This is a genomic window from Paenibacillus algorifonticola (assembly GCF_050481745.1).
Taxonomy (GTDB): Bacteria; Bacillota; Bacilli; order Paenibacillales; family Paenibacillaceae; genus Pristimantibacillus; species Pristimantibacillus algorifonticola_A.
This window is the reverse complement of record NZ_JBCNGR010000036.1, coordinates 287,709-308,086: the sequence shown is the minus strand read 5'-3', so window position 1 is coordinate 308,086 and position 20,378 is coordinate 287,709. Positions and strand designations below refer to the sequence as shown.

Genomic DNA, 20,378 nt, shown 5'->3' with positions numbered 1-20,378 from the left:
ACCCCCATCGCTCAGCAGTATTAATCCTGCAAAAAGAAAACTAAATTTGCGGGTCAATATTATGATTTTTGCGGAAAAAGTTTGTCGGATCGTATTGCTTCTTGATGGCGAGCAGCCTCTCGTAATTAGCTGCATAGGCATCTTTCGTTATTTGCTCATCGGCTCGAACGGTATTCAGATAAGATGACTTGCGAAGCGAATAGGGCAACAACGCCTCGTAAACGGATTCTATCCAATCTTTACACTTCCCCGCTTCCTCCATGGGAAAGTCGACATCCAAACTGAGAAGAAACGATGCATCACGAACAGCAAATGCGGTAGCATCGGAAGGTATGCGATTCATCCGGCCGTGACAGCTCCAGAATTGTACCAGTAAAGACGGTCTTGGAGGGTTTTCCAGTTTGCTGAGCAGCGTATCAATGATTTCATCGTTCAATTCTTTAACAAAAAGTGACGTTCCATAAACGGGAACATTTTTCGGAGCTGCCAGGTCGAATCTACTCTGTAATTCAGTATAAAAGACGATACCCGTTTGATCGGTAATTGGGCTAGCCAATTCACGCAGCGGTTGAATGGCCTTTTCCCCCTCAGCCTTATCACCTGCATATAGCCCGGCAATTACAATAACGCGTTTGTTATGCAGTGCTTCAGGCACACTAGGCAGCGAAGGCAGCTGGAAGGTCATCATATTAAAGGACACTTCATCCGGCGCCTGCTGCAGGAAAGCCTGCGCTTTTTGCAAAATCTGCTTCGCATCTTTATAGTCATACATGACATCGACAGCCAAAACTTCAGGACCTATAGGGTAAAGCTGAAATTCGAAAGAAGTGACGACTCCGAAGTTGCCCCCGCCACCACGAATGGCCCAATACAAATCGGGATTTTCCTGTTCGCTTACTTGAATCTCTTCCCCGTTAGCAGTAACGATACGCGCCGAAATCAAATTGTCGCTTGTTATGCCGTACATCCCTTTTAGATAACCGAGTCCACCGCATAAAGCGAGTCCCGCAATGCCCGTTTCTGAAACCGTTCCTGTCGGAGTAGCTAGACCGTATTTCTGCGTCTGTGCATCGACATCCCCTAAAGTTGCACCTGGTTCTACAACAGCTATACGCCTTACAGTGTCTACGGTAACCTTACGCATATCGGATAAATCAATCATGATACCTTTATCGCAAACGGCTGTTCCAGCAACATGATGACCACCACCCCGAATGGAAACGGGGATGTCTTTCTCTTTGGCAAATTGAACGGCAGCGACAACATCGGTTGCAGTCTTGCAAACTAAGATGGCTGCCGGATATTTATCAATGGCCAAATTCCACACTTTTCTTCTTTCGTCGTACCCTTGCTCTCCTGGTAAAATGAGATTTCCATCAATATTAGCTTTTAAGGTGTTAAACATTGTACATCTCTCCTTTCGTTTATTTGTTTTTCAAGCCTGAAGTTTGAAGACTTGCTCTATTTGATTCAGTTGCTGGTGTAATCCGCGTGCTAGCCAATAAACTCATAACGATTAACAAGAGATGAAAGCCCATCGTTACCGTTAATGCAGCTTGCATCGACATCCCAGCAGCTTGACAAACAACTAGGATGGAACCGCCTATCCCAATAACGACGCCCGGTGTAAAAGAATCCGCAAATTGCAGATTTGCCGAGGTTTTGCCAACCCCTTCTTCGCCTGTTTGGGAAAAGGCCACAACGCCGCTAATCGGATGCGCCAATCCAATTCCGATTCCCGCTATAATTTGGCCAATAACCGCCACAGCAACGGTTACAACAGGTACCCAAAATACAAAGGCTATCCCAATTGCAAGCAGCAGCACACCAAGAATAATTCTTGTATGACGTCCACGTCCCTGGTCTGCCGAATCCCAACGTCCTTGCAGATAAGCAATGACGCACCAACTCAGTGCGGCGCTAGCTACAATTAATCCGGCCTGAGAAGGCGTAATTCCTTTCACATCTATTAAAGCCAATACCAGAAAATTTTGTGTGCTCGTATAAGCGGCGAAGAATAGCCCACGTGTCGCGAGAATAGCCGGCATGCCTCTTCTCATAGCAAGCGTTCCCTTAGGGAGCAGTTTGCGCAGCGGATATACCATTAGCACTAAGCCGATAATGGCTAATACAAACCCTGTAATGGTCGGCAGCTTGCTGAGACCAACTAATAAAATCCCCGTACCGACCGTCAATAGCAACGCCATCCATGTAGCGGCAGCTCCCTTTTCCCCTTGTGTCCCCTGCGTTTTCAGCTTCCTAAAAGCAGGCAGGCTAAGCAGTGCTGAAACGATCAGGATCGGTAATATTCCCCAGAAAACAAACCGCCATGACCACTGGTCTGCGATAAGGCCTGCAACGTATGGACCTAGCATAGATGGAAGCACATAGGCAGTACCGAATGCTCCGAGTATTTTTGCGCGTAATTCATCGGGGTAGCTTAAAGATATTGCCGTGTAAACACAGGTCATCATGGCACCGGCACCTAGGCCCTGCATGGCTCGGGCCAAAATCATCATATACATATCACTTGCTGTCGCCGCAGCGATCAGTCCAACGATGAATAATAACAGGGCGTAAGTGAACGGTGCTGCTGGCCCTTTTCGATCAATGATACGACCGACGACCAAGGTGCCAATAATCTGCGCAAGCAGATACGTGCTGAATATCCAGCCAAATAGGTCAATGCCGTTCAAGTCGCCAGCGATGGAAGGAGCAATCGTCGTTACCGAAAGGCCCTCGAATCCAACCGCCATCACGGACAGGATAATTCCTATAGACAATGCAAAGTAACGCGGGCTGAAAATGCTTTGATGATTAGACATTAAAATTGACCTCCAAACAAGATTGTTATGTATACATCGTATCCGGATACTTAGTAAACATTTTTCTTTACAAAGTATACGGTACCGTTCGCCTTTGACTTTGTCAACATTTTTATTTAAAATGTAAGGAGAGATGTAGTAGATCCAGTTACTTAATAAGGAGGGCACCATGAGCCGAAATCAAACCAATAAAGATTCCTCAACCAGAACCCGAAGAGCGATCATTGATCTGCTAAAGCAGCAGGGCGGGATGGATGTGATGGCACTAGCCTCCGAATTTTTGCTATCTGGAATGGCGATTCGCCAGCATTTAAATGCCCTGAAAGAAGAAGGATTAGTTACACATGAAGAAGAAGCCCGCCCCATGGGCCGGCCGGCAAAGCTATGGAGATTAACTCCCGAAGCTAATCGTTTTTTTCCAAGCGGTTATTCGGAATTGTCCGTCAGTTTGATCCATTCGATGAGAGAGGCTTTCGGAAACGAGGGGTTAGACAAGCTGCTCGCTGTCCGGGATAAAAATATGCAAGCGCAATATCTTCAGCACCTTGGTGACGCATCGGACCTAAGGGACAAGCTTGAGAAGCTGGCCAAGATTCGAACAAATGAAGGTTATATGGCCGAGATTAAAGAGCAAGACGATGGGACCTATCTATTTATTGAGAAGCATTGTCCGATTTGCGAGGCTGCCGTAGTCTGTACCGGGTTATGTAAAAATGAGCTGCATTTATTCCGAGCTGTTCTCGGAGAGCAGGCGCTTATCGAACGAGTGGAGCATATTTTGGTGGGAGGCCGAAACTGTGTCTACAGGGTTAGCATAGGCAAGCAAGCCTAATTCTGCTTAAATAAAGACCCGCAAGACGGTCGCTTGGCTCACCAAGCAGCTGTTCCTACGGGTCTTAGTTTACTATTCAGCCTATTTTTTTGAACGTTTATTAGCAGATGCTTTAGCCCGCTTCGCGCGTTTCATACTCGAAACCATAACATTTTTCTCCGTATGCGTGAAATGCTGCTTATAAACAGGACAACAATGATGCTGCTTCACTGTTTCAATATTTTGAACGACATTCACAAGCTGTGGGTGGTAGTAGTTCTCGTATTGTACGATCGGAGGATCATAGATCGTCTGCGTTGGACAATCGGGACAAAAGTTCATGTCATTCATACCGCCTACATTACCCATATTCATATCCATATTATAGTAATTATTTCGTTTCAAAATAATTATCCCCTTTCGGTTTTGGAATACACGTTATTGTATTCGCAGAAAGGTGTTGTGGCCTGTACGTTTGACATGGAAGGCTATGGCCTCCCCTACTTCTGCAGCTTGGAGTGCGTGATACTAGCCCAAGCCTTGATTTCACGCAGCTGCTTTATTTTAACCCAAGCGTAAACGGCTGCCCCCGTCCTCTGGCAGCAAAGCTACCATTTCGCATTGAAATATAAGCCCATTATAAGGATCGTGCTTATAATCCCCTGAATTCAACAAAAATTTTACGTCGCTCATAAGAAAAAACAATCATCGACATGCCTAAAATCGCGCAAATCATATACATAAAGGAATATGAAAAAATATCCGCTACCGGCCCCATAATGACACCGCCAAGCGAAACGCCCAAATCCGCCATCGCAATAAATAAACCAATTAATACATTACGATTCAATTGCGGCAATACGAAAGTTAAATAAGTCGTTAACGTAGGATAAAGCAGCGCCTGAGCGATCCCCATTAAAGCAGCACCGACATAGAAAACCACGGCTCCGCCCGTTGCTGAAAAGCTGACGCATAACGCTGCCGCAGCTAATATCAGCATAATGACCATGACAAAAGAAGAATGCCATTTTCCGTCTGATGGGATTTTCTTTCGTAATACAAAGCGGGCCACTACTACCGCTCCTGCCTGCAGCATGAGATAAATAGCCGCATTGCCACCTTCGACTTGTGCAGCGTAAAGCGGTATGAAGGTGGTCACCGCTCCAAATACAAGGGAAGCGATCAGCATCAGCACACTGCATTTGAACAAATGCGGGTTTTTGAATAACTGGCCAAAGGAAGCGGACATTTTTGCCCCCTGCTCTGACTTGTCGGGAAGAGGCCTGGCCTCTTGATTGTCCATTTTGGCGCTATACCCTACTACGCCTGTAAGGACAGCAATGGCAATCATGGCCACTGTAAAATCATTCATCTGCCCGGTTTGCCAAATGCCTAAAGCCAGCAATGGGCCAATAATACCCGGCATCGAAGCACATAAGGAATACATGGAAATCCCCTGTGAACGATCCTTTTCTGGCAGCGCATCAATAATGCCCAGTTGCAAAGCCATGGAGAAAAAAGCCGTACATACGCCTTGCAGCATGCGAGCGACGAAATAGCCCTCTAATCCTGTAAACGTATATAGGATTAAAGCAAAGCCATTCACAATAAGAATGGTCCTCAGCACGCGGATGGGCCCGTACCTTTGAATCATTTTGCCCGCCCATGGCCGAAAAAACATCGTTGTAAATAAATACGCCCCCATAATGATACCGATCGTTGTATTGGTAGCGCCAAGCGATTCACCCTTCAAGGGGATAATGACATTAAGTATGGAGTTTGCACTAAAATACAAGAGGGTCAAAATATATAATCGCACAAAAGGCCATGATAGAGCTCCTCTCACCACTTCTGCTCCTTCCTCTATTCTCCTTGTGACTGACTCTGGAACTCTCTTTGCTGCTAGCGTCAGGTAATGATCATCTGCAGCAATTTCCTGGCATACGCTGACTGGACATCTTTTAATTGTTCGACTTTGACCATTTCTTCGATTCGGCCGTTTCTAATCATCATAACTCTATCGCAAATATAAGCGGCAGCCTGAATATCATGGGTGATGAAAATGTAGGCCATGTTGTAAATTTTCCTCAAGCTTTTCAGCAATTCCAGTACCTGCATTTGCACGGAGCCGTCCAAAGAGCTGATCGCTTCATCTAATAAAATACATTTCGGCTTTGTTGCAACGGCTCTTGCGATGCACACGCGTTGTGCTTCCCCACCCGAAAGCTCATGCGGGTATTTTTTTCGATAGGACGGATTTAAGCCCACCTGCTGCAGGAGCAAATCCATTTTGTCCTGAGCTTCAAGGCGACCTCTGCTTTGCTGCTTCAAAGGCTCCATCAGTGCCTGTTCTACTGTATAAAAGGGGTTAATGGAAGAGGAATAGTCCTGAAATACAGCGCTAATCTGTCCCCTTCTCGCTCGTCGATCCTCTACGTTGTTCCCCTCAAATAAAATCGTTCCGCTATCAGGCTTTTCAAGCCCCAATAGTAATCGTCCCAATGTCGATTTGCCGCTTCCGCTTTCCCCGATAATGCCCAAGCATTCACCCTGCCCGCATTCGAAGCTAATGTCTGTCAGCACCTGCTGTATTTCTTTTGAGAATAATCCGCCTTTTATATAGGTTTTATGAACACGATCAACGCTGAGCAAGACTAACGCCTCCCATTAATCGCTTGAAATGATCATTCAGCGCTTGCTTTGAGGATACTAAATATCGGGTATAGGCATGCGCAGACTCCGAGAAAATAAAAGCCCTCGTCCCGCGATCCACAATTTCCCCTTCTTTCATAACCAGAACGTCATCCGCTATTTTTCGGACGATGCCCAAATCATGAGAAATAAAAATCATTGAGCAGCCCATTTTCTCCCGCAATTGAATAAATTGTTCAACGACCTCGAACTGCGAGATCGTATCAAGAGCCGTCGTCGGCTCATCCGCGATAACGATAGCAGGCTCTAGCACCAGGGTGAGCGCAATCATGATCCGCTGCAGCATGCCGCCGGACAACTGATGCGGATACATATTCATCACCGCGATCGGATCTTTCAGCATCACGCTTTCCATAGCGTGTTTCATTTTAGCCGTTATTTCTTCACGGCCCCAACCGAAATGGCAGGCTAGCGTTTCCCGCAAATGAACGCCGACCACGCAAGAAGGATCAAAGGCACGCATCCCATTTTGCAAAATCATACACAGCTGCTTGCCTCGCTTTTTCCTCATTTCCTTTTCTGGAAGCTCGCTGAGATTGACCCCGTTAAACAAAATGTCCCCAGATTGGCGGATGCCAGGCTTGTTTAGTCTCATGATGGCTCTGCATGTGAGGGATTTGCCGCTTCCGCTTTCGCCAACAATGGCAAGGCAGCTGCCTTGCTTGAGATGAAAGGAGCTGCCCGGAACAATGACCTGCCCCGTCTGGCTGTCCCAAATTTTCAAATTCGCCACTTCCAAAATCGCCATAAAATTAAGCCACCTCCTTGCCTTGAAGCCTGGCAATGGAAGCAAGTCCCCGTGCTTGCTGCTTATATTTGGAGGCCAACAATTTAGGATCTAAAGCAATCTGAAGCGCATCTGACAAAAAGTTGATCGCCGATACGATCATAATAATCGTTAAACCGGGCGCGAGCATAAATTCCGGCTTTGAGAACATCACTTCCCTCGCCTCATTCAACATCATGCCCCACTCCGCGTTCGGAGCCTGAATGCCTAAACCAAGAAAAGAAAAGCCTGACAACTGCAATATCATGGAACCGAAGGAGCTGCTTGCAATGACCGCAATTTCTGGAAGCGATACTGGAACAATATGCTTGGCTATTATTTTGAGGTTGCTGACACCGAGCACTTTGGAAAATTTCACATAGTCGGATTCGGCATATTGCATCACAGATGTTCTAATGATTCGCGCAAACCATGCCCATTTCATCAAGACAAAAGCGAGCAAAATATTTTCAAGGCCTACTCCCAAAATACCGATCACGGCCAAGGTCATGACATAGCCCGGGAAAGAAAGCATCACATCACAAATTCTCATCACAATGGCATCTACGATCCCTCTAAAGTAACCTGCTATTAAGCCTAAAACCGCTCCAATTCCGACTGATACAGCCAATGCAGCAAGCACCCAAAGCACACTAGGTCGGATGCCAAAAATTAATCTCGATAAAATGCAGCGCCCCAGGTGATCGTTGCCTAACAAATACTCCCACGATGACGCAGCATATCGAAGCTCCATATGCACTTCTTCAGGATCATGCGGGGCAAATAAAGGAGCGAATATCCCGGCAACCAGGGTCAAAGCAAGAACCGCTAAAGAGGCAGCGGCCAGCTTATCTTTCAACAGAAATCGCAATTGTTTCATTTAGTGTCCCTTCCTTAATTTAGGGTTCATCGCCGCATTCATAATGTCAGAAACGGTGTTGAACAGCACAAAAGCCATGGCGAGTACAAGGACATACGCCTGAATGATCGGGAAATCCCTGCTAAGAATGGCTTTAACACTCAGCGTTCCTAACCCCGGCCATGCAAAAATATTTTCCACAACGACCGTGCTGCCTAAAATAATCGGGATCGCCATACAAAACACAGATACAGCAACTTGCAATGAATTTCTCAATATATGCATCGTTATTTTCTTCTCGGGCAAACCGCTTGCCCTGCCATACAGCACGTAGTCTTCATTCATATTACTTAACATGGAGCTTCGAACGATTCGAAAATAAATGCCTGTATAACTGATCGTGATGACAAGGACCGGTAAAATATAGCTTTCGTACGAGTCCATTCCGCTTGTCGGCAGCAAATCCAATTGTACGGAAAAATACCAAACCATAAGCGCTGCAAGCCAATAAGGCGGCATGGAGGTGAGAAAAAAAGAAACGCCTCTAATCGATTTATCGGTCATTTTCCCTTCCCTGAGTGCACTAACTACACCTAATCCAATGGACAGCGCAATAATGGCAGCCGCCGACACCAACGTCAGCTTTAATGTATTAAGAAAAGCAGGAGCCAGCAAAGACCATACGGTTTTGCCGGTCACATAAGAGTTCCCGAAATCGAGCTGCAGGCATGATACGAGCCAGTTCAAATAGCGGATTAGAAAGGGCCGATCCATCCCAAGCGCTGCCTTCGTTTCTGCTATCAATTCATCTGTTATGGTCGGTACGCCTTGCGCGTGCAATATGACTTCGGCCGGATCTAAAGGAGACAGATGGTTCAAGCCAAACGTCAAAAAGGATATGATTACAAGCAAAGGAATCGAAAGGAGTGACCGTTTAATAATATAGCTGACCATAGCAAGCTCCTTGTTTTGGTTATCTATTCAAAAAACATTTGCTCAAAGGGCAGTTCAAATTGCGTTTGCTTAAATGAAATACCCTGCAAATCTTTGGGAGCTACAATCGTAACGCTGCCATTGGTAAGGGGAATAAAGACGGCTTCATCATGAACGATCGTTAAAATATCTGCATACAATGATTTCCGTTTTTCCTCATCCAGCGTGACCATTACTTCATCAATTTTCTTGTAAAGCTCATCAGCTTGTGAGATGCCGCTTGTCGTGTGGTAATAAGAAGACTCAGAAGTAAAAGCAGAGATTGTGCTTTGCGGATCATAGGCGAGCCCCCATGTTTGATTGAACAGCAAATCATAGTCTCCCGTTGCTCTTCTGTTTGCCACTGAAGAAGATTCTTCTCCGAAAAGCTCCAATTGAGCCCCTATCTTTTTTAATGTGCTTTGAATAAATTCAGCCTCTGTTTTTTGAGAGGAGGAGCTGACGTCATAATATAGCTTCATCGCGAGTGGCTTGCCGTCTTTCGTTCTGATCTCGCTGCCACTCTCCAGCACCCAGCCTGCTTTCTCCAAAAGCTGCTTCGCTGTATCCAAATCAAAGCCACGTTTCTTCAACTCGACATTGGCGTAATTGACGTTGGAGGAAAATAGCGTATTGGCTGCTGTTTCCGTACCGTTAAAAATTTGCTTGCTGATCGTTTCTCTGTCAATCGAATACCAAATCGCTTCGCGAACAGCCGTTTCATGGGCAGGACTATCCGATTTACTGCTATTGGCAACGATCATTTTCGTATTCATCGCTTTGCTTCTGACAAGCTGGAAGTCGCCCGAGTCTATGAGCTGATTCATGGCATCGACATCAATGCTGTCTGAACCGCGATCATCTGTAAATATAAAGTTGACCTCTCCCTTCTGCAGCGCCAAAAATGTCGTCTCTCCTGCCGGAAGCACCTTCGCTGTAATCTTACTTACCTTTGGTGCGCCGCCCCAATAGTTTTCATTTGCCTCAAAGGTCGCATACTGATCGGTTTTCTGCTCCGTTAGCTTATACGGTCCCGTACCATGATGGCCGCTTACGCCATCTTTCGTCTCCCCATTAACAAAATCTTTGGGCGAGAGGAATACATAGGGTCTAGTCATCGATAATTCAAGCAATGCCGGATAATACGGCTCTGACAGCACCAATTCAAACGTATACTCATCGAGTACGCTTACGCTCACAATTTTCGTCGAAAGCTTGATCCAGGCATGCTTGCTTGCATTTCTTTGCACCGCTTCTATATTCTGCTTTACAGCATCGGCGTTAAATGGCTCGCCATCATGGAATTTCACATCTTTTCTTAGATGAAAGGTGTATACTTTGCCATCGTCAGACACTGTCCATGATTCGGCTAGCAATGGCTTAATACCATCCTCCGTGTTTTCAACTAATGATTCATACACCATCCCTTGTGCTGGCAATGAGCCGGGATACAGATGGGGGTTCATATCATTAATATCCTTTGCCGTCGCGTATACCAGCTCCTTGCCTTGATTCGCTGCTTCTTTTTTTGCAGCATTACCAGTATTTCCAGCATTACGATCATTACCGCCACTGCAGCCTGCCAATAATACAATTGAAACGAGTAATGCAGATAATAAAAAAACGATTTTTCTTGTCATGTCATATCCTCCTGTATAAGTGCTTACACCATTACCTATGTCCTATGCTGCTGCCGATTTCACTGCAGATCATCTTCAATTCTTCTTCAAAGCTTTGGACAACGAATGCATCCGATATTTTTTCGCCCTTAAGCGCCTGTGCGGCTTCCTCGATTTTATGCTCATAGGCTGCAACGAATTTATCAAGGGTTGGGCAGCTAGAACCTACGAATTTTGCAATGCCCTGAATGATTTTTATCCGATAATAATCCTCCTTGGGCATTCGTGGAATATCCCAGTGTTGTTCCTGGTTAATAAAGATTTGACGAATGGGGACGGCGGAAAAATCAAAATATTTCCCGTCCTGATCCGGCTCCGAGAATGGGTCGATTAACAGCGACGTATAGCGTATGTACAATAAATACTCTTGATGAATCGTCTCCAACTGAGCAAAATTGTCGATATCATGACGTGATAAGCTCTCTAATCTAACCGGATAATTGTCATCGGTCATGAACTTCAGCAGATTTACACCCTTTAAATTCAGCTTTTCGATGACACTCGTCATCTCTTTCCACCCGGCCAGCATATCGCGAATTAAATATTGCGTTATAGGTCCTTCGGGAAACATCTTATAGACATATTTCTGAACAGCAGAATATTCAAATATGGCATTTAGTGAAAATGAATTCATAAACAACGGCGGATGGACATAGAGAGAGATGTTTCTCGTCTCCGCCTCTATGGGACTGCTCATGACTTCCAGCCTAATGCCCAATCTTTCAAATAATGCACAGAGCCTTTCTACATGGGGTGAAGCATTGTTCGAGGAGCCAATGAAAACCTTTTTCTTAACCCCTGTTGTCAAAACATGATTTGTTGGCTCGCCGCTCTTCCAGCGTGTATCGCCGAGGTAAGTAGAAAAGCTGATGATGTCCACATTTACATTTGGCAAAATCGTATTCATATAATGGCGTACTAAGCTGTTGGAGCCGAAGGTGGGCGAAATTAATACGATGCACCTTACTTGTTGGAGCAGTTGATTACCAAGCTGCTTCAAAACCTCCATATATGCATCGGTTGTGACAGAAAAGATCAGCGTATCCCAATCCCCCGTAAGACTCCCATAACCTTGATAAACATGATCGATAATACTGCTGCCTTCCATCTGCTGATGCTTTTTATTTTGAACGTCTACCCTTACTTGATTTCGGCTTTGCTTAAGTGCCGTAAAAAAACGTTCCGAACGAGCCGACGTTCTGCCAACTATGCCAATACAGCTGTTCAAATCGTTTTTTAGCGTGACCGCAAGCTGAATAGCAGCGGGCCCCGTGCCTACGATTAATACGCGTTGGAATTCACTCATATAAACCTCCTTTTGGATGATGATGAAACCTATGCTTTTTTAAAAATATAAACATTTATAAGTTTCACACTTATAATCGCTTATATTTCAGCGCGAAACGGTAGTGTACAAAGCAATATCAAACACATGATCAGGACGCAATACCGTATCCACCAGCCTCCACTTTCCTTCATTCACCACTTGCATAGGGTAATTAAATAAGGATTTCAGCTGATCGCCGTATCTCATCGCCACGACCACCTGCTCGTTCGTTAATTCATATAATTGGTCCAGCAGCTCATATTTATTGGAAACGGTTGAGCTGAAAATGATATGGGTCACATCCTTGATAACATCAAGCTGCTCTACGAACGCTTTTTCTAACCGAATGTTTAATTCGCTGCCTAATTTATGTATCACTTTTCGCCCTAGCTCGATAGCTTCCTCATCGATATCAATGCCAATTACTTGTGCGCCCGTCCGCTTTGCGATAAATAATGGCGTCATAGGGAACGAGCCTGAGCCAACCAACAATACGGTGGAATCCGCCGTGACTTGAAAGCTGCCAAACTCTTGCTCAATGCAGGACTCTATATTTTTAAAATAATCGGTATTGTCCACTTTTCCATCCAGCAGCTTCAAGGCGCGATATTTTTCCATAATAGCGACGCATAGGGAAGACATCTTCCTTAGATCGGCGAGAAGCAGAGGAAGTTCGTTACCGGCTTGCCGCTCCAGGGCTTCCCATGATGCTTTGTTCCCCTCGTCTAGGATGAAAGTTGAATAGTCATCTATGACCCGTTCTAGCTCCGAGCTATTATGAGACGTGCCGTCATATCGCTTTACTAAATCCGTAAACCGTTCTCGAAACAAGGTCAAGCTTTGTTCAAATGTTGTTAACTGATTCATTCCCTTCTCCCCCATACCCATTAATCGTTATACAGAAATAAATGCTTTGCCCTGTGCTACGATTCCAACAGATCCCTCAATTTTCAAGCTTGTTACTTCATCTTTATAGCAATCAGCCGTTACATGAATCGTGCCGCCGGGCTGCTTAACTGGTGCAGCAATAGCCCCTTTGTTTTTCCAAGACAGGTATGCGCCAAGTGAAGCCGTCCCTGATCCGCAGCCTCTCTCCCATATCATGCTGTCTAACGAAGGAACGTAGATGAGCGGAGCCATTTCATTAGAGTCAGATTTAAACAATAATATGCCGATCAAGTTGGCTCCCAACGTTATGCCAAGCAGCTTGGCTAATGATTGTGCTCTCGCCTTCTCGGCGCTATCGAATTGCTCTACTTCAATGACAATATGAAAAAAATCATCGTATCTTACAATGACAATATTCAATTCGTCACCTTCATACATAATGGTCTTCTGCTCGATTTTTCGAGGCATTGGCATCGCCACTTGGCAGAAAAACTCTTCTTGCCTTTTTTTCACTTGGCAGGTCACTAATTGATCGGTTCCCGACGCTTCTAATACGATTTCCATTAAATCGTTCTGATTGATTCCCTTCTCAGAAGCGATAAAAGCGGCCAGCGCCATACACGCATTTCCGCAAAACTCACCTCCCGCCATCTGCAAATACGCAGCAGCACCGTGTTTATTCGGTTGTTCGATGAAGCCTACTTGTTCAGCATAAACACTGTCATAAGACATCATTTTTGAAGCAATGTGCTTGTGCTCGGAAGCGGCATGATTGGTTTTCACAAGAATGGTCATATTTTGCGTGGGGTTGAACTTTACAAAATCGATTTCTCGTTTCATCACAACGACCCTCTACTTCAATTTTTTTGATTCAGCGCTCCTCTTGCTTTGTTATCGATTAATAGTAATGATTACTATTAGCATTTGAGATCATCATAACCATAATTTGGAGCACTGTCAATAATGAAAATGGGCAGATTGCTTCGAACTAGCAGACTTTAAAATGGAACAATCAAAAAACCCGTCAAGAGCCTTGATCTCACAAGGCTCTTGACGGGTTCTAACTTCTATCGCTATGACGTATTTTACGCTGAAGTATATCGTCTATTAACGACTGCTTCGCAATGCTGCGGAAATTTGCGAAACTATGAGCTCTTTTCGCGTCCGATTGACCATGTAAATGCCAAGAGACACGAACAGAAGGGCCACTAGATTTTTATACTCCATAATCTGTTCGCCGAGAAATAATGCCGACAGCAAGGTCCCGAACACAGGAATCAGGAAGTTATAAACAGACACTTGCCCGACTTTGTTATATTTAAGCAGCAAATTCCACAGGCAGAACGCGGCCGAGGACAGCAGCGCCAAATAAATAAGGTTGAATGTCGACTCCGGTGTAAAATGCGTCACACGACCCCCAAGTCCAAGACCCAGCAAGGTTAGGGCCAAGCCGCCAATGAGCAAGCTGTAGCCTGTCACTAGCAAAACATCAATGGTGGCTGTCAGCTTTTTGGCATAAATGGCCGTGATGGAGAAGATGAGGGCTGCCACAATGACGAACCCCTCCCCTTTAAAGGAAAAGGAAAACTCCAGCAAATCCGCATGGAAATTCACAACAATAACGCCGACAAACCCGAGCAGGCAGCCGAGAATTTTATTTTTGCCCAGCTTGTCATTTTTATAAAGGTAATGGGCTAAAATGACGCTGAAAAAGGTTGTCGTCGCATTCATAATCGAGCCCTTGACGCCTGTTGTATTGCCTACTCCCACATAAAAAAATATATATTGGAGACCTGTCTGCAGCAGGCCAAGAACGAGCAAGCTTGACAGCTGGCTTTTGGATAAGGAAAGCACCTTCTTGCCCGTTGCCCGGAATAACACCAGCAGCAAAAGCCCTGCCAGCATAAAGCGATAGCCGGCAAAAACATATTTTGAAGCGATGTCCTCTGGCATAATGTCGAATGCAAGGTAGCCCAGCTTAATAGTCGGATAGGCACTCCCCCACAATAAGCAGCACAAAGTAGCAATTAAAGCTACAAATTTCGGATCGCTAAACCTGCTTCGATTGTTTTGTTCCATTTCATTTCGTTGTTTCTGTTGTTTCTGTTGATTCTTTTGTTTCTTTTGCTCCTTCACAGCCAACCTTCTCCTCATCCTTTATATCTCAAGCGGCAGCTCCAGTGGCACGCCTCCAACGACCATATCATAATTCGGCACGGCTTGTAAGGAGAAAAATCGAATAAGCCCGGAAAAACCTTTTAGAATCAAGGTCCTCCGGGCTTATTGAACAATTAAGAAAACGCTTTCAATATAGATCTCCGTACCTTAGCTTTCGAAAGAGCATCACTCAATTACTTGGATGGCCAGTTGCCATACCAGGCGTAGCCTGTCCTTCTCTCCTGGTCGATATCGCTGAGCTTGTACTTCACTACACCGTCACGGCCCACAAAGATTGGCTTGTTGGTACCAATCTCATAGAACCGCGCCCAGATTGGGGTAGTGACGCTCGGATCGCTGATGACAACAACATCATTGCTCGTTTTCTCGACCCGGATCCCCTTAATTTGTACCGCTTTGAACCAATCTTCAGCCCCTTTAATCGCAGCGGCGATTTTTGTAGTGGACGTTCTCGTTTTCAAAAACTTCACAATGTTTACGCTCTCCTGAGCGGTGAGTGACGGCACTTCATAAATTCTAGCGCTTGCTGGCTTCAGCGTACTGGAATCATGCTGCTGTCCCCATGCCGTCAATTTGCCGCTAACTATAACTTGTGTGTTCAAAATGCAGTCTACCCCTTTTTCTACCGCCTGCTTGCTTTTAGCAGCGAGCGTGCTGTCGATAAAGGAAAAATCCCCTTTTTTAGACGCAATTTCATCCAATAAAATCAGGACATTAACCATTGCATTATCATTATAGGTAATATGTTTATGATAGCCAGAGCTTTGATACACTTGCGGAAACCCGCCATTGGCATATTGCATATTGATCAGAAAGTTAATGCCCTTGATCGCCGCTGTGGAATATTTGCTGTCCTTCGTTTTCTGATATTCGGTCGCCAATCTGCGAATTTCTGAATAAGTTGCCTTATTGTCGATTGTTGACTTGGACCACTCGCCACTAGTTTCTGAGTAATCCTTTCTCCAGCCCCCATCCGCTTGCTGGTTTTTCAAAACATCAGAGAGGCTTGCTGTCGTGCCCGAAGCATCTGCCGCCATCACCGTTGTAAGCGGTTGCATGATTACGGCTGGAACAGAGAGAAGCATGCTAAGAGCTAAAGCTGCGGAAACTGTACTTCTTTTCATTGAACAAAATCCCCTTTCGCTTTTTTCAAATAGTTGTAAAATATGATACATATTTACCTCTTCATTTTACTCATCGTCCAGTAGTTTGTCAATAATATCCTTGTAAAAAAATGTATCTTTATGTAGAAAGCTGTCTAACGTTGACATTTCCCAGAACCTCTATAAGTCAAAAAAAATAAATTGAAGCACACACTTGACCTTAGGTCTGACCTAAGGTATATAGTGAAGCTATTGAAGCTGTTCTCCATCACAAATCTTAGGAGCGACATGATGAAAAATGACATTACCATTAGCAGTCTGGCTAAAATCATGCAGGTATCCGTGCATCAAATTCGTTATTTTGAAGAAAAAGGAATCCTTCAGCCAGCTTATATCGATAACAACAACCAGTATAGAATGTACGGCATGGATCAAATCTATCGGTTGTCTCATATTTTGCTGCTGCGGAGGCTTGGTGTGCCTGTCTCGTCCATAAAAGACTGCTTCGACACCTTTTCTTCCGAGCAATATGAGCAACTGCTGCATACCTCTTTGCTGGAAACCAATCAAGAGATTGCCCGACTTCAGGCACTCCAGCGTTTAATTTCCAAAGTGCTGCATGAACAGCAAGACTTTCATGCACATAGCAAGCCATATCAACTTAAACGGCAAATGCCTGTTCATTTGAAATGCTGGCTCGCCAAGGAAGAACAGACTAAGCTTCATGCGAGGCTGCTGGCTGAACAGGCTGCCCCTATTCCAGACTTGTTCGAGTCGGATATTTATTATTTGTATGACCAAACGTCTACCCTAAGGCTGTGCACCAAAATGGCAGAGCCTGGCGACCTTGCCTTGTCTTCGGGAGACTATCTTTCCTCCCAAATCCAGGTTCTTGAGGAAGATGAGCTTGATCAATGCATCGAACAGTTTTATGGCTATGCGGCAGCCCAAGCCTATGTTATAGACGGACCGTTAATTCTTATTGAAAAATCCTATCTGTCTCTGTTTAGCCATAACAAACTCCATTATGAGCTGCTCATCCGGGTTGAAGCAGGCTTGCCTGCCGAACAAGGAGGTGAATAAATGAAGGCTTCTCCTATTGCAATTGAGCTGATGCGGGCCGAATATAATGGGCAAGTCGGCCAATTACTTGCGCTTGGCTTTCACAGAAAATTTCATACACTCGCAAAGTTGAATGAGCGTATTCTCGCTCTCTTTTTCGAAAGGCTGCTTCGGCACTTTCCGAATGAACCCGCAGCACTTAGAGTTGTAGCGGTGCAAGCTGGAAAAGTCGTAGGAACGCTGTCCATCAAATGGAAGCCTGAGACTGAGCTTTACAGCAGCACAGCGCAGTCAGAGCTCCTCCCATGGCGGGAATTCCGCATGTTTGGCAAATGGGCTGTATTCAAGCTGCTGCTAGGTTTGTATTTACTGTCGTATAAGCCGCAGGCGGGAGAGTGTTATATCGCAGACATATCGGTTCATCCTAATCATCAAGGCAAAGGCATCGGCAAACTGCTGCTGGGGTGGGCGGAGCATTATGCCCGGACCCAACCATTTTTTAAAGTGCTAAGTCTGCACGTTTCGAGCCAGAACCCGGGAGCAAAACGTTTATATGAACAGCTTTCCTTCCAAACCAATCGGAAAGAGCGCAGCCTGCTAAATCATGTCTTATTCCGCGAATTCGAATGGGAATATATGAAAAATAAGTTGCACAACAATGAATTCCCCACTAAGGAGACGCTATGAAAAAGAGAATAGGTATTGCCCTTATCGTTATTTTATTGCTTACAGGCAGCTCGGCCCTCTATGTATTGCAGCAAAATAGCTTTGATATGATAGAGCGAACGATACAGATTCACAGCCCGCAAGGCCAATTAACCGGCACTCTAGCATTGCCTACACACGCTTCCGGAAAGCTGGGGCTTGTGCTGTTCATACACGGCGACGGCCCCATTAATGCCTCTCATCAGGACGGATACAAGCCGCTTTGGGAGCAGCTTGCTGCCCAAGGCTACGCCTCCTTGTCCCTCAATAAGCGGGGAATTGACGGTTCTGCTGGCAATTGGCTCGATCAGAGCATCGATGACCGGGTAGAGGAAGCAGCCCAAGCTTTAGCCTGGGCGAGAACGCAGCCTATGATTGATCATACAAAAATCGGTGTATGGGGCGCCAGTCAGGCTGGCTGGGTCATTCCAAAGCTTGCGGAAAAAGAACAGCTTGCTTTCAGCATTCTAGTATCCCCCGCCATTAATTGGATGTCTCAGGGTCAATACAACACGCGCGAACAAATGAAAAAGGATGGGTATTCAGAGGATGAAATTACAGCCCGCATAGCGTATGAGCAGCAAGTATATGAGCTTCTAAAACGCAACGCTCCTTATGAGGATTACGTAAACATGACTCATCAAGGCAATAGGATGACAAAGGATCGATGGACATTTGTGAGCAAAAACTTTTTATCCGACGCCACGAGCGATCTGGCTCATTTGCGTTCTCCAGTGCTTCTGCTGCTCGGAGAGGACGATATTAACGTGAACGTAAAAGAGACTGAACAGGTGTATCGCGATAGCGTGGACCCGTCGCTGCTCACTGTCGCTGTCTTTCCTAATACAGAGCATTCCATGCTAAGCACGAGCACCGCTAATTCGGATCTAAAAGCAGCCTTCATGAGTTTTTTTGCGCCAAGAAAGCTAACCGTCACCGAATATATGGACCGGATCGAGCTTTTTGTAAAAAAAGCTTACTTGACTGGAGCTAAATTCGAGCTACTCTCTTAAGGCTATGCCTTGAACTCTCACGTTTACAGCATGGATGGATAGCCCGGTTAACGTTTCAATGGCTCTTCTTACATTTTGCTGCAAATCGCTGCATACATCCTGCATTTTGACACCGTAATGAACAATGATTTTTAAGTCGATTTCCAGCTTTGCTTCTACCATTTTTAGCTCAATGCCATTTTGCAGGCTTTTCCCGCTTAACTTTTTGGTGATGCCTTCTACCACACCTGTCGCCATGGCAGCGATACCGCTGGTGGCGCTTGCTGCTCTGCCAACTATTTTTGATATGGCGTCATGGGATATATTAATTTTTCCTAGCACATTTTGTTGAGCTTGAGCCTTGAGCCTTGCGCCTTGAGCAAACATCAGCCAAAGGGTGCTCCCATAAAAATAGGAAACAGCTGCGTAATATCGCGTCTGCTTCCTATTTTCATTCTATTACTTCGCTGGCCAATTACCGTACCAGGCGTAGCCTGTTCTTCTTTCCTTCTCAATGTCACTGAGCTTGTATTTCACGATACCGTCACGGCCTACAAAAATTGGCTTATTGCTGCCTATTTCGTAGAAACGTGCCCAGATTGGCGTCTTCACACTCGGATCGCTGATGACTACGACATCTCCGCTCTTCTTCTCAACGCGTATCCCCGTAATCTGCACCGCTTTGAACCAATCTTCAGCACCCTTAATGGAAGCTGCAATTTTCGAGTTGGAAGCTCTCGTCTTCAGAAACTTCACAATGTTTACGCTCTCCTGAGCAGTCAGCGACGGCACTTCATATATTCTTGCCCCTGCCGGCTTCAAGGTGCTGGAATCATGCTGCTGGCCCCATGCTGTCAATTTGCCGCTAACGGTAACTTGCGTGTTCAAAATGCAGTCTACCCCTTTATCTACCGCTTGCTTGCTTTTGCTAGCCAGAGTGCTGTCGATAAAGGAGAAATCGCCTTTCTTGTTCGCAACCTCATCCAGCAAAATCAGCACATTAATCATCGCATTGTCATTATAAGTAATATGTTTATGATAGCCGGAGCTTTGATACACTTGCGGAAACCCGCCATTGGCATATTGCATATTGATCAGGAAGTTAATGCCCTTGATCGCCGCTGCCGAATATTTGCTGTCCTTCGTTTTCTTATACTCACTTGCTAATCTGCGAATCTCCGAATAAGTTGCCTTATTATCAATCGTAGACTTAGCCCACTCTCCACTGCTTTCTGAGTAATCTTTTCTCCAGCCTCCATCACTTTGCTGGTTCTTCAGAACATTCGAGATGCTTGCTGTCGTACCCGACGCATCTGCCGCCATAACGGTTGCAGCTGGCTGCAGCAGCACTGCTGGAGCCGAGAGCAGCATAGTAAAAGCTAGAGCTACGGATACCGTACTTTTTTTCATCGAACAATTCACTCTCCTGATTTTCAAATAGTTGTAATTTTTGTATCATAATTACCTTTCGAATTATACTTAGACTCTATAAATTTGTC

20 protein-coding genes are annotated in these 20,378 nt (G+C 45.3%); 4 read left to right on the top strand and 16 right to left on the bottom strand.

The genetic code is table 11. From position 1 onward, the window contains the following. Positions 1-40: 40 nt before the first annotated feature. Together ABEW34_RS26620 and ABEW34_RS26615 are read right to left on the bottom strand one after the other, a co-directional pair. Positions 41-1,405, bottom strand: a complete 1,365-nt coding sequence (locus ABEW34_RS26620; RefSeq protein WP_430163108.1) for an FAD-binding oxidoreductase — start codon at positions 1,403-1,405, stop codon at positions 41-43. 19 nt (positions 1,406-1,424) lie between these two features. After that, positions 1,425-2,825: an MFS transporter gene (locus ABEW34_RS26615; protein WP_430163105.1), complete on the bottom strand. Its 1,401-nt coding sequence runs from the start codon at positions 2,823-2,825 to the stop codon at positions 1,425-1,427. Between the two features lie 169 nt (positions 2,826-2,994). On the opposite strand from ABEW34_RS26615, the gene ABEW34_RS26610 reads away from it, so the two are divergent. Beyond that, the gene (locus tag ABEW34_RS26610) at positions 2,995-3,657 is read left to right on the top strand and encodes a helix-turn-helix transcriptional regulator (RefSeq protein ID WP_430163102.1); all 663 of its coding nucleotides are present in this window, start codon (positions 2,995-2,997) and stop codon (positions 3,655-3,657) included. Positions 3,658-3,738: 81 nt separating this feature from the next. On the opposite strand, the gene ABEW34_RS26605 is transcribed toward ABEW34_RS26610, so the two are convergent. The 12 genes from ABEW34_RS26605 to pelA (ABEW34_RS26550) form a co-directional block, all read right to left on the bottom strand. Beyond that, on the bottom strand, positions 3,739-4,041 hold the full coding sequence (locus ABEW34_RS26605) for a hypothetical protein (RefSeq protein ID WP_430163099.1): 303 nt from the start codon (positions 4,039-4,041) through the stop codon (positions 3,739-3,741). A 247-nt stretch (positions 4,042-4,288) separates the two neighbouring features. Continuing rightward, positions 4,289-5,482 (bottom strand): staphylopine family metallophore export MFS transporter CntE, encoded by a 1,194-nt coding sequence (gene cntE, locus ABEW34_RS26600; RefSeq protein WP_430163096.1) that lies wholly within the window; start codon positions 5,480-5,482, stop codon positions 4,289-4,291. Between the two features lie 62 nt (positions 5,483-5,544). Beyond that, positions 5,545-6,288, bottom strand: a complete 744-nt coding sequence (locus tag ABEW34_RS26595; protein ID WP_430163093.1) for an ABC transporter ATP-binding protein — start codon at positions 6,286-6,288, stop codon at positions 5,545-5,547. Continuing rightward, on the bottom strand, positions 6,275-7,096 hold the full coding sequence (gene cntD, locus ABEW34_RS26590) for a staphylopine uptake ABC transporter ATP-binding protein CntD (RefSeq protein ID WP_430163090.1): 822 nt from the start codon (positions 7,094-7,096) through the stop codon (positions 6,275-6,277). Before cntD ends, ABEW34_RS26595 begins: the two co-directional genes overlap by 14 nt. Before the next feature lie 4 nt (positions 7,097-7,100). Further along, complete coding sequence (cntC, locus tag ABEW34_RS26585) at positions 7,101-7,994, bottom strand: staphylopine uptake ABC transporter permease subunit CntC (RefSeq protein WP_430163087.1); 894 nt, start codon at positions 7,992-7,994, stop codon at positions 7,101-7,103. Next, positions 7,995-8,927 carry a nickel/cobalt ABC transporter permease gene (gene opp1B / locus ABEW34_RS26580; RefSeq protein WP_430163085.1) on the bottom strand — a complete coding sequence of 311 codons (933 nt, stop codon included), beginning with the start codon at positions 8,925-8,927 and terminating at the stop codon, positions 7,995-7,997. Positions 8,928-8,950: 23 nt separating this feature from the next. Then, entirely contained in the window at positions 8,951-10,585 is a 1,635-nt protein-coding gene (gene cntA / locus ABEW34_RS26575) for a staphylopine-dependent metal ABC transporter substrate-binding lipoprotein (protein WP_430163082.1), read from the bottom strand. A gap of 31 nt (positions 10,586-10,616) precedes the next feature. Continuing rightward, positions 10,617-11,930 carry an opine metallophore biosynthesis dehydrogenase gene (locus ABEW34_RS26570; RefSeq protein ID WP_430163079.1) on the bottom strand — a complete coding sequence of 438 codons (1,314 nt, stop codon included), beginning with the start codon at positions 11,928-11,930 and terminating at the stop codon, positions 10,617-10,619. Between the two features lie 87 nt (positions 11,931-12,017). Beyond that, on the bottom strand, positions 12,018-12,818 hold the full coding sequence (locus ABEW34_RS26565; protein ID WP_430163076.1) for a methyltransferase domain-containing protein: 801 nt from the start codon (positions 12,816-12,818) through the stop codon (positions 12,018-12,020). Between the two features lie 27 nt (positions 12,819-12,845). After that, complete coding sequence (locus ABEW34_RS26560) at positions 12,846-13,679, bottom strand: diaminopimelate epimerase (RefSeq protein WP_430163074.1); 834 nt, start codon at positions 13,677-13,679, stop codon at positions 12,846-12,848. A 267-nt stretch (positions 13,680-13,946) separates the two neighbouring features. Then, complete coding sequence (locus tag ABEW34_RS26555; RefSeq protein WP_430163072.1) at positions 13,947-14,975, bottom strand: DMT family transporter; 1,029 nt, start codon at positions 14,973-14,975, stop codon at positions 13,947-13,949. Positions 14,976-15,190: 215 nt separating this feature from the next. Beyond that, positions 15,191-16,141, bottom strand: coding sequence for a pectate lyase (gene pelA, locus ABEW34_RS26550; protein WP_430163069.1), 951 nt, complete (start codon positions 16,139-16,141; stop codon positions 15,191-15,193). 270 nt (positions 16,142-16,411) lie between these two features. Between pelA (ABEW34_RS26550) and ABEW34_RS26545 the strand changes: the two genes are divergently transcribed. From ABEW34_RS26545 to ABEW34_RS26535, 3 genes are read left to right on the top strand one after another with little or no spacing between them, the layout of a single operon-like run. Continuing rightward, positions 16,412-17,203: a MerR family transcriptional regulator gene (locus tag ABEW34_RS26545; protein ID WP_430163066.1), complete on the top strand. Its 792-nt coding sequence runs from the start codon at positions 16,412-16,414 to the stop codon at positions 17,201-17,203. After that, on the top strand, positions 17,204-17,869 hold the full coding sequence (locus ABEW34_RS26540) for a GNAT family N-acetyltransferase (protein ID WP_430163064.1): 666 nt from the start codon (positions 17,204-17,206) through the stop codon (positions 17,867-17,869). Next, positions 17,866-18,900 (top strand): alpha/beta hydrolase family protein, encoded by a 1,035-nt coding sequence (locus ABEW34_RS26535; protein ID WP_430163062.1) that lies wholly within the window; start codon positions 17,866-17,868, stop codon positions 18,898-18,900. Before ABEW34_RS26540 ends, ABEW34_RS26535 begins: the two co-directional genes overlap by 4 nt. Here ABEW34_RS26535 and ABEW34_RS26530 read toward each other — a convergent pair. Then, entirely contained in the window at positions 18,889-19,266 is a 378-nt protein-coding gene (locus ABEW34_RS26530) for an Asp23/Gls24 family envelope stress response protein (RefSeq protein WP_430163060.1), read from the bottom strand. The two genes, ABEW34_RS26535 and ABEW34_RS26530, sit on opposite strands and share 12 nt — an antisense overlap. A 72-nt stretch (positions 19,267-19,338) precedes the next feature. Next, positions 19,339-20,289, bottom strand: coding sequence for a pectate lyase (pelA, locus tag ABEW34_RS26525; protein WP_430163058.1), 951 nt, complete (start codon positions 20,287-20,289; stop codon positions 19,339-19,341). Positions 20,290-20,378: the final 89 nt, after the last annotated feature.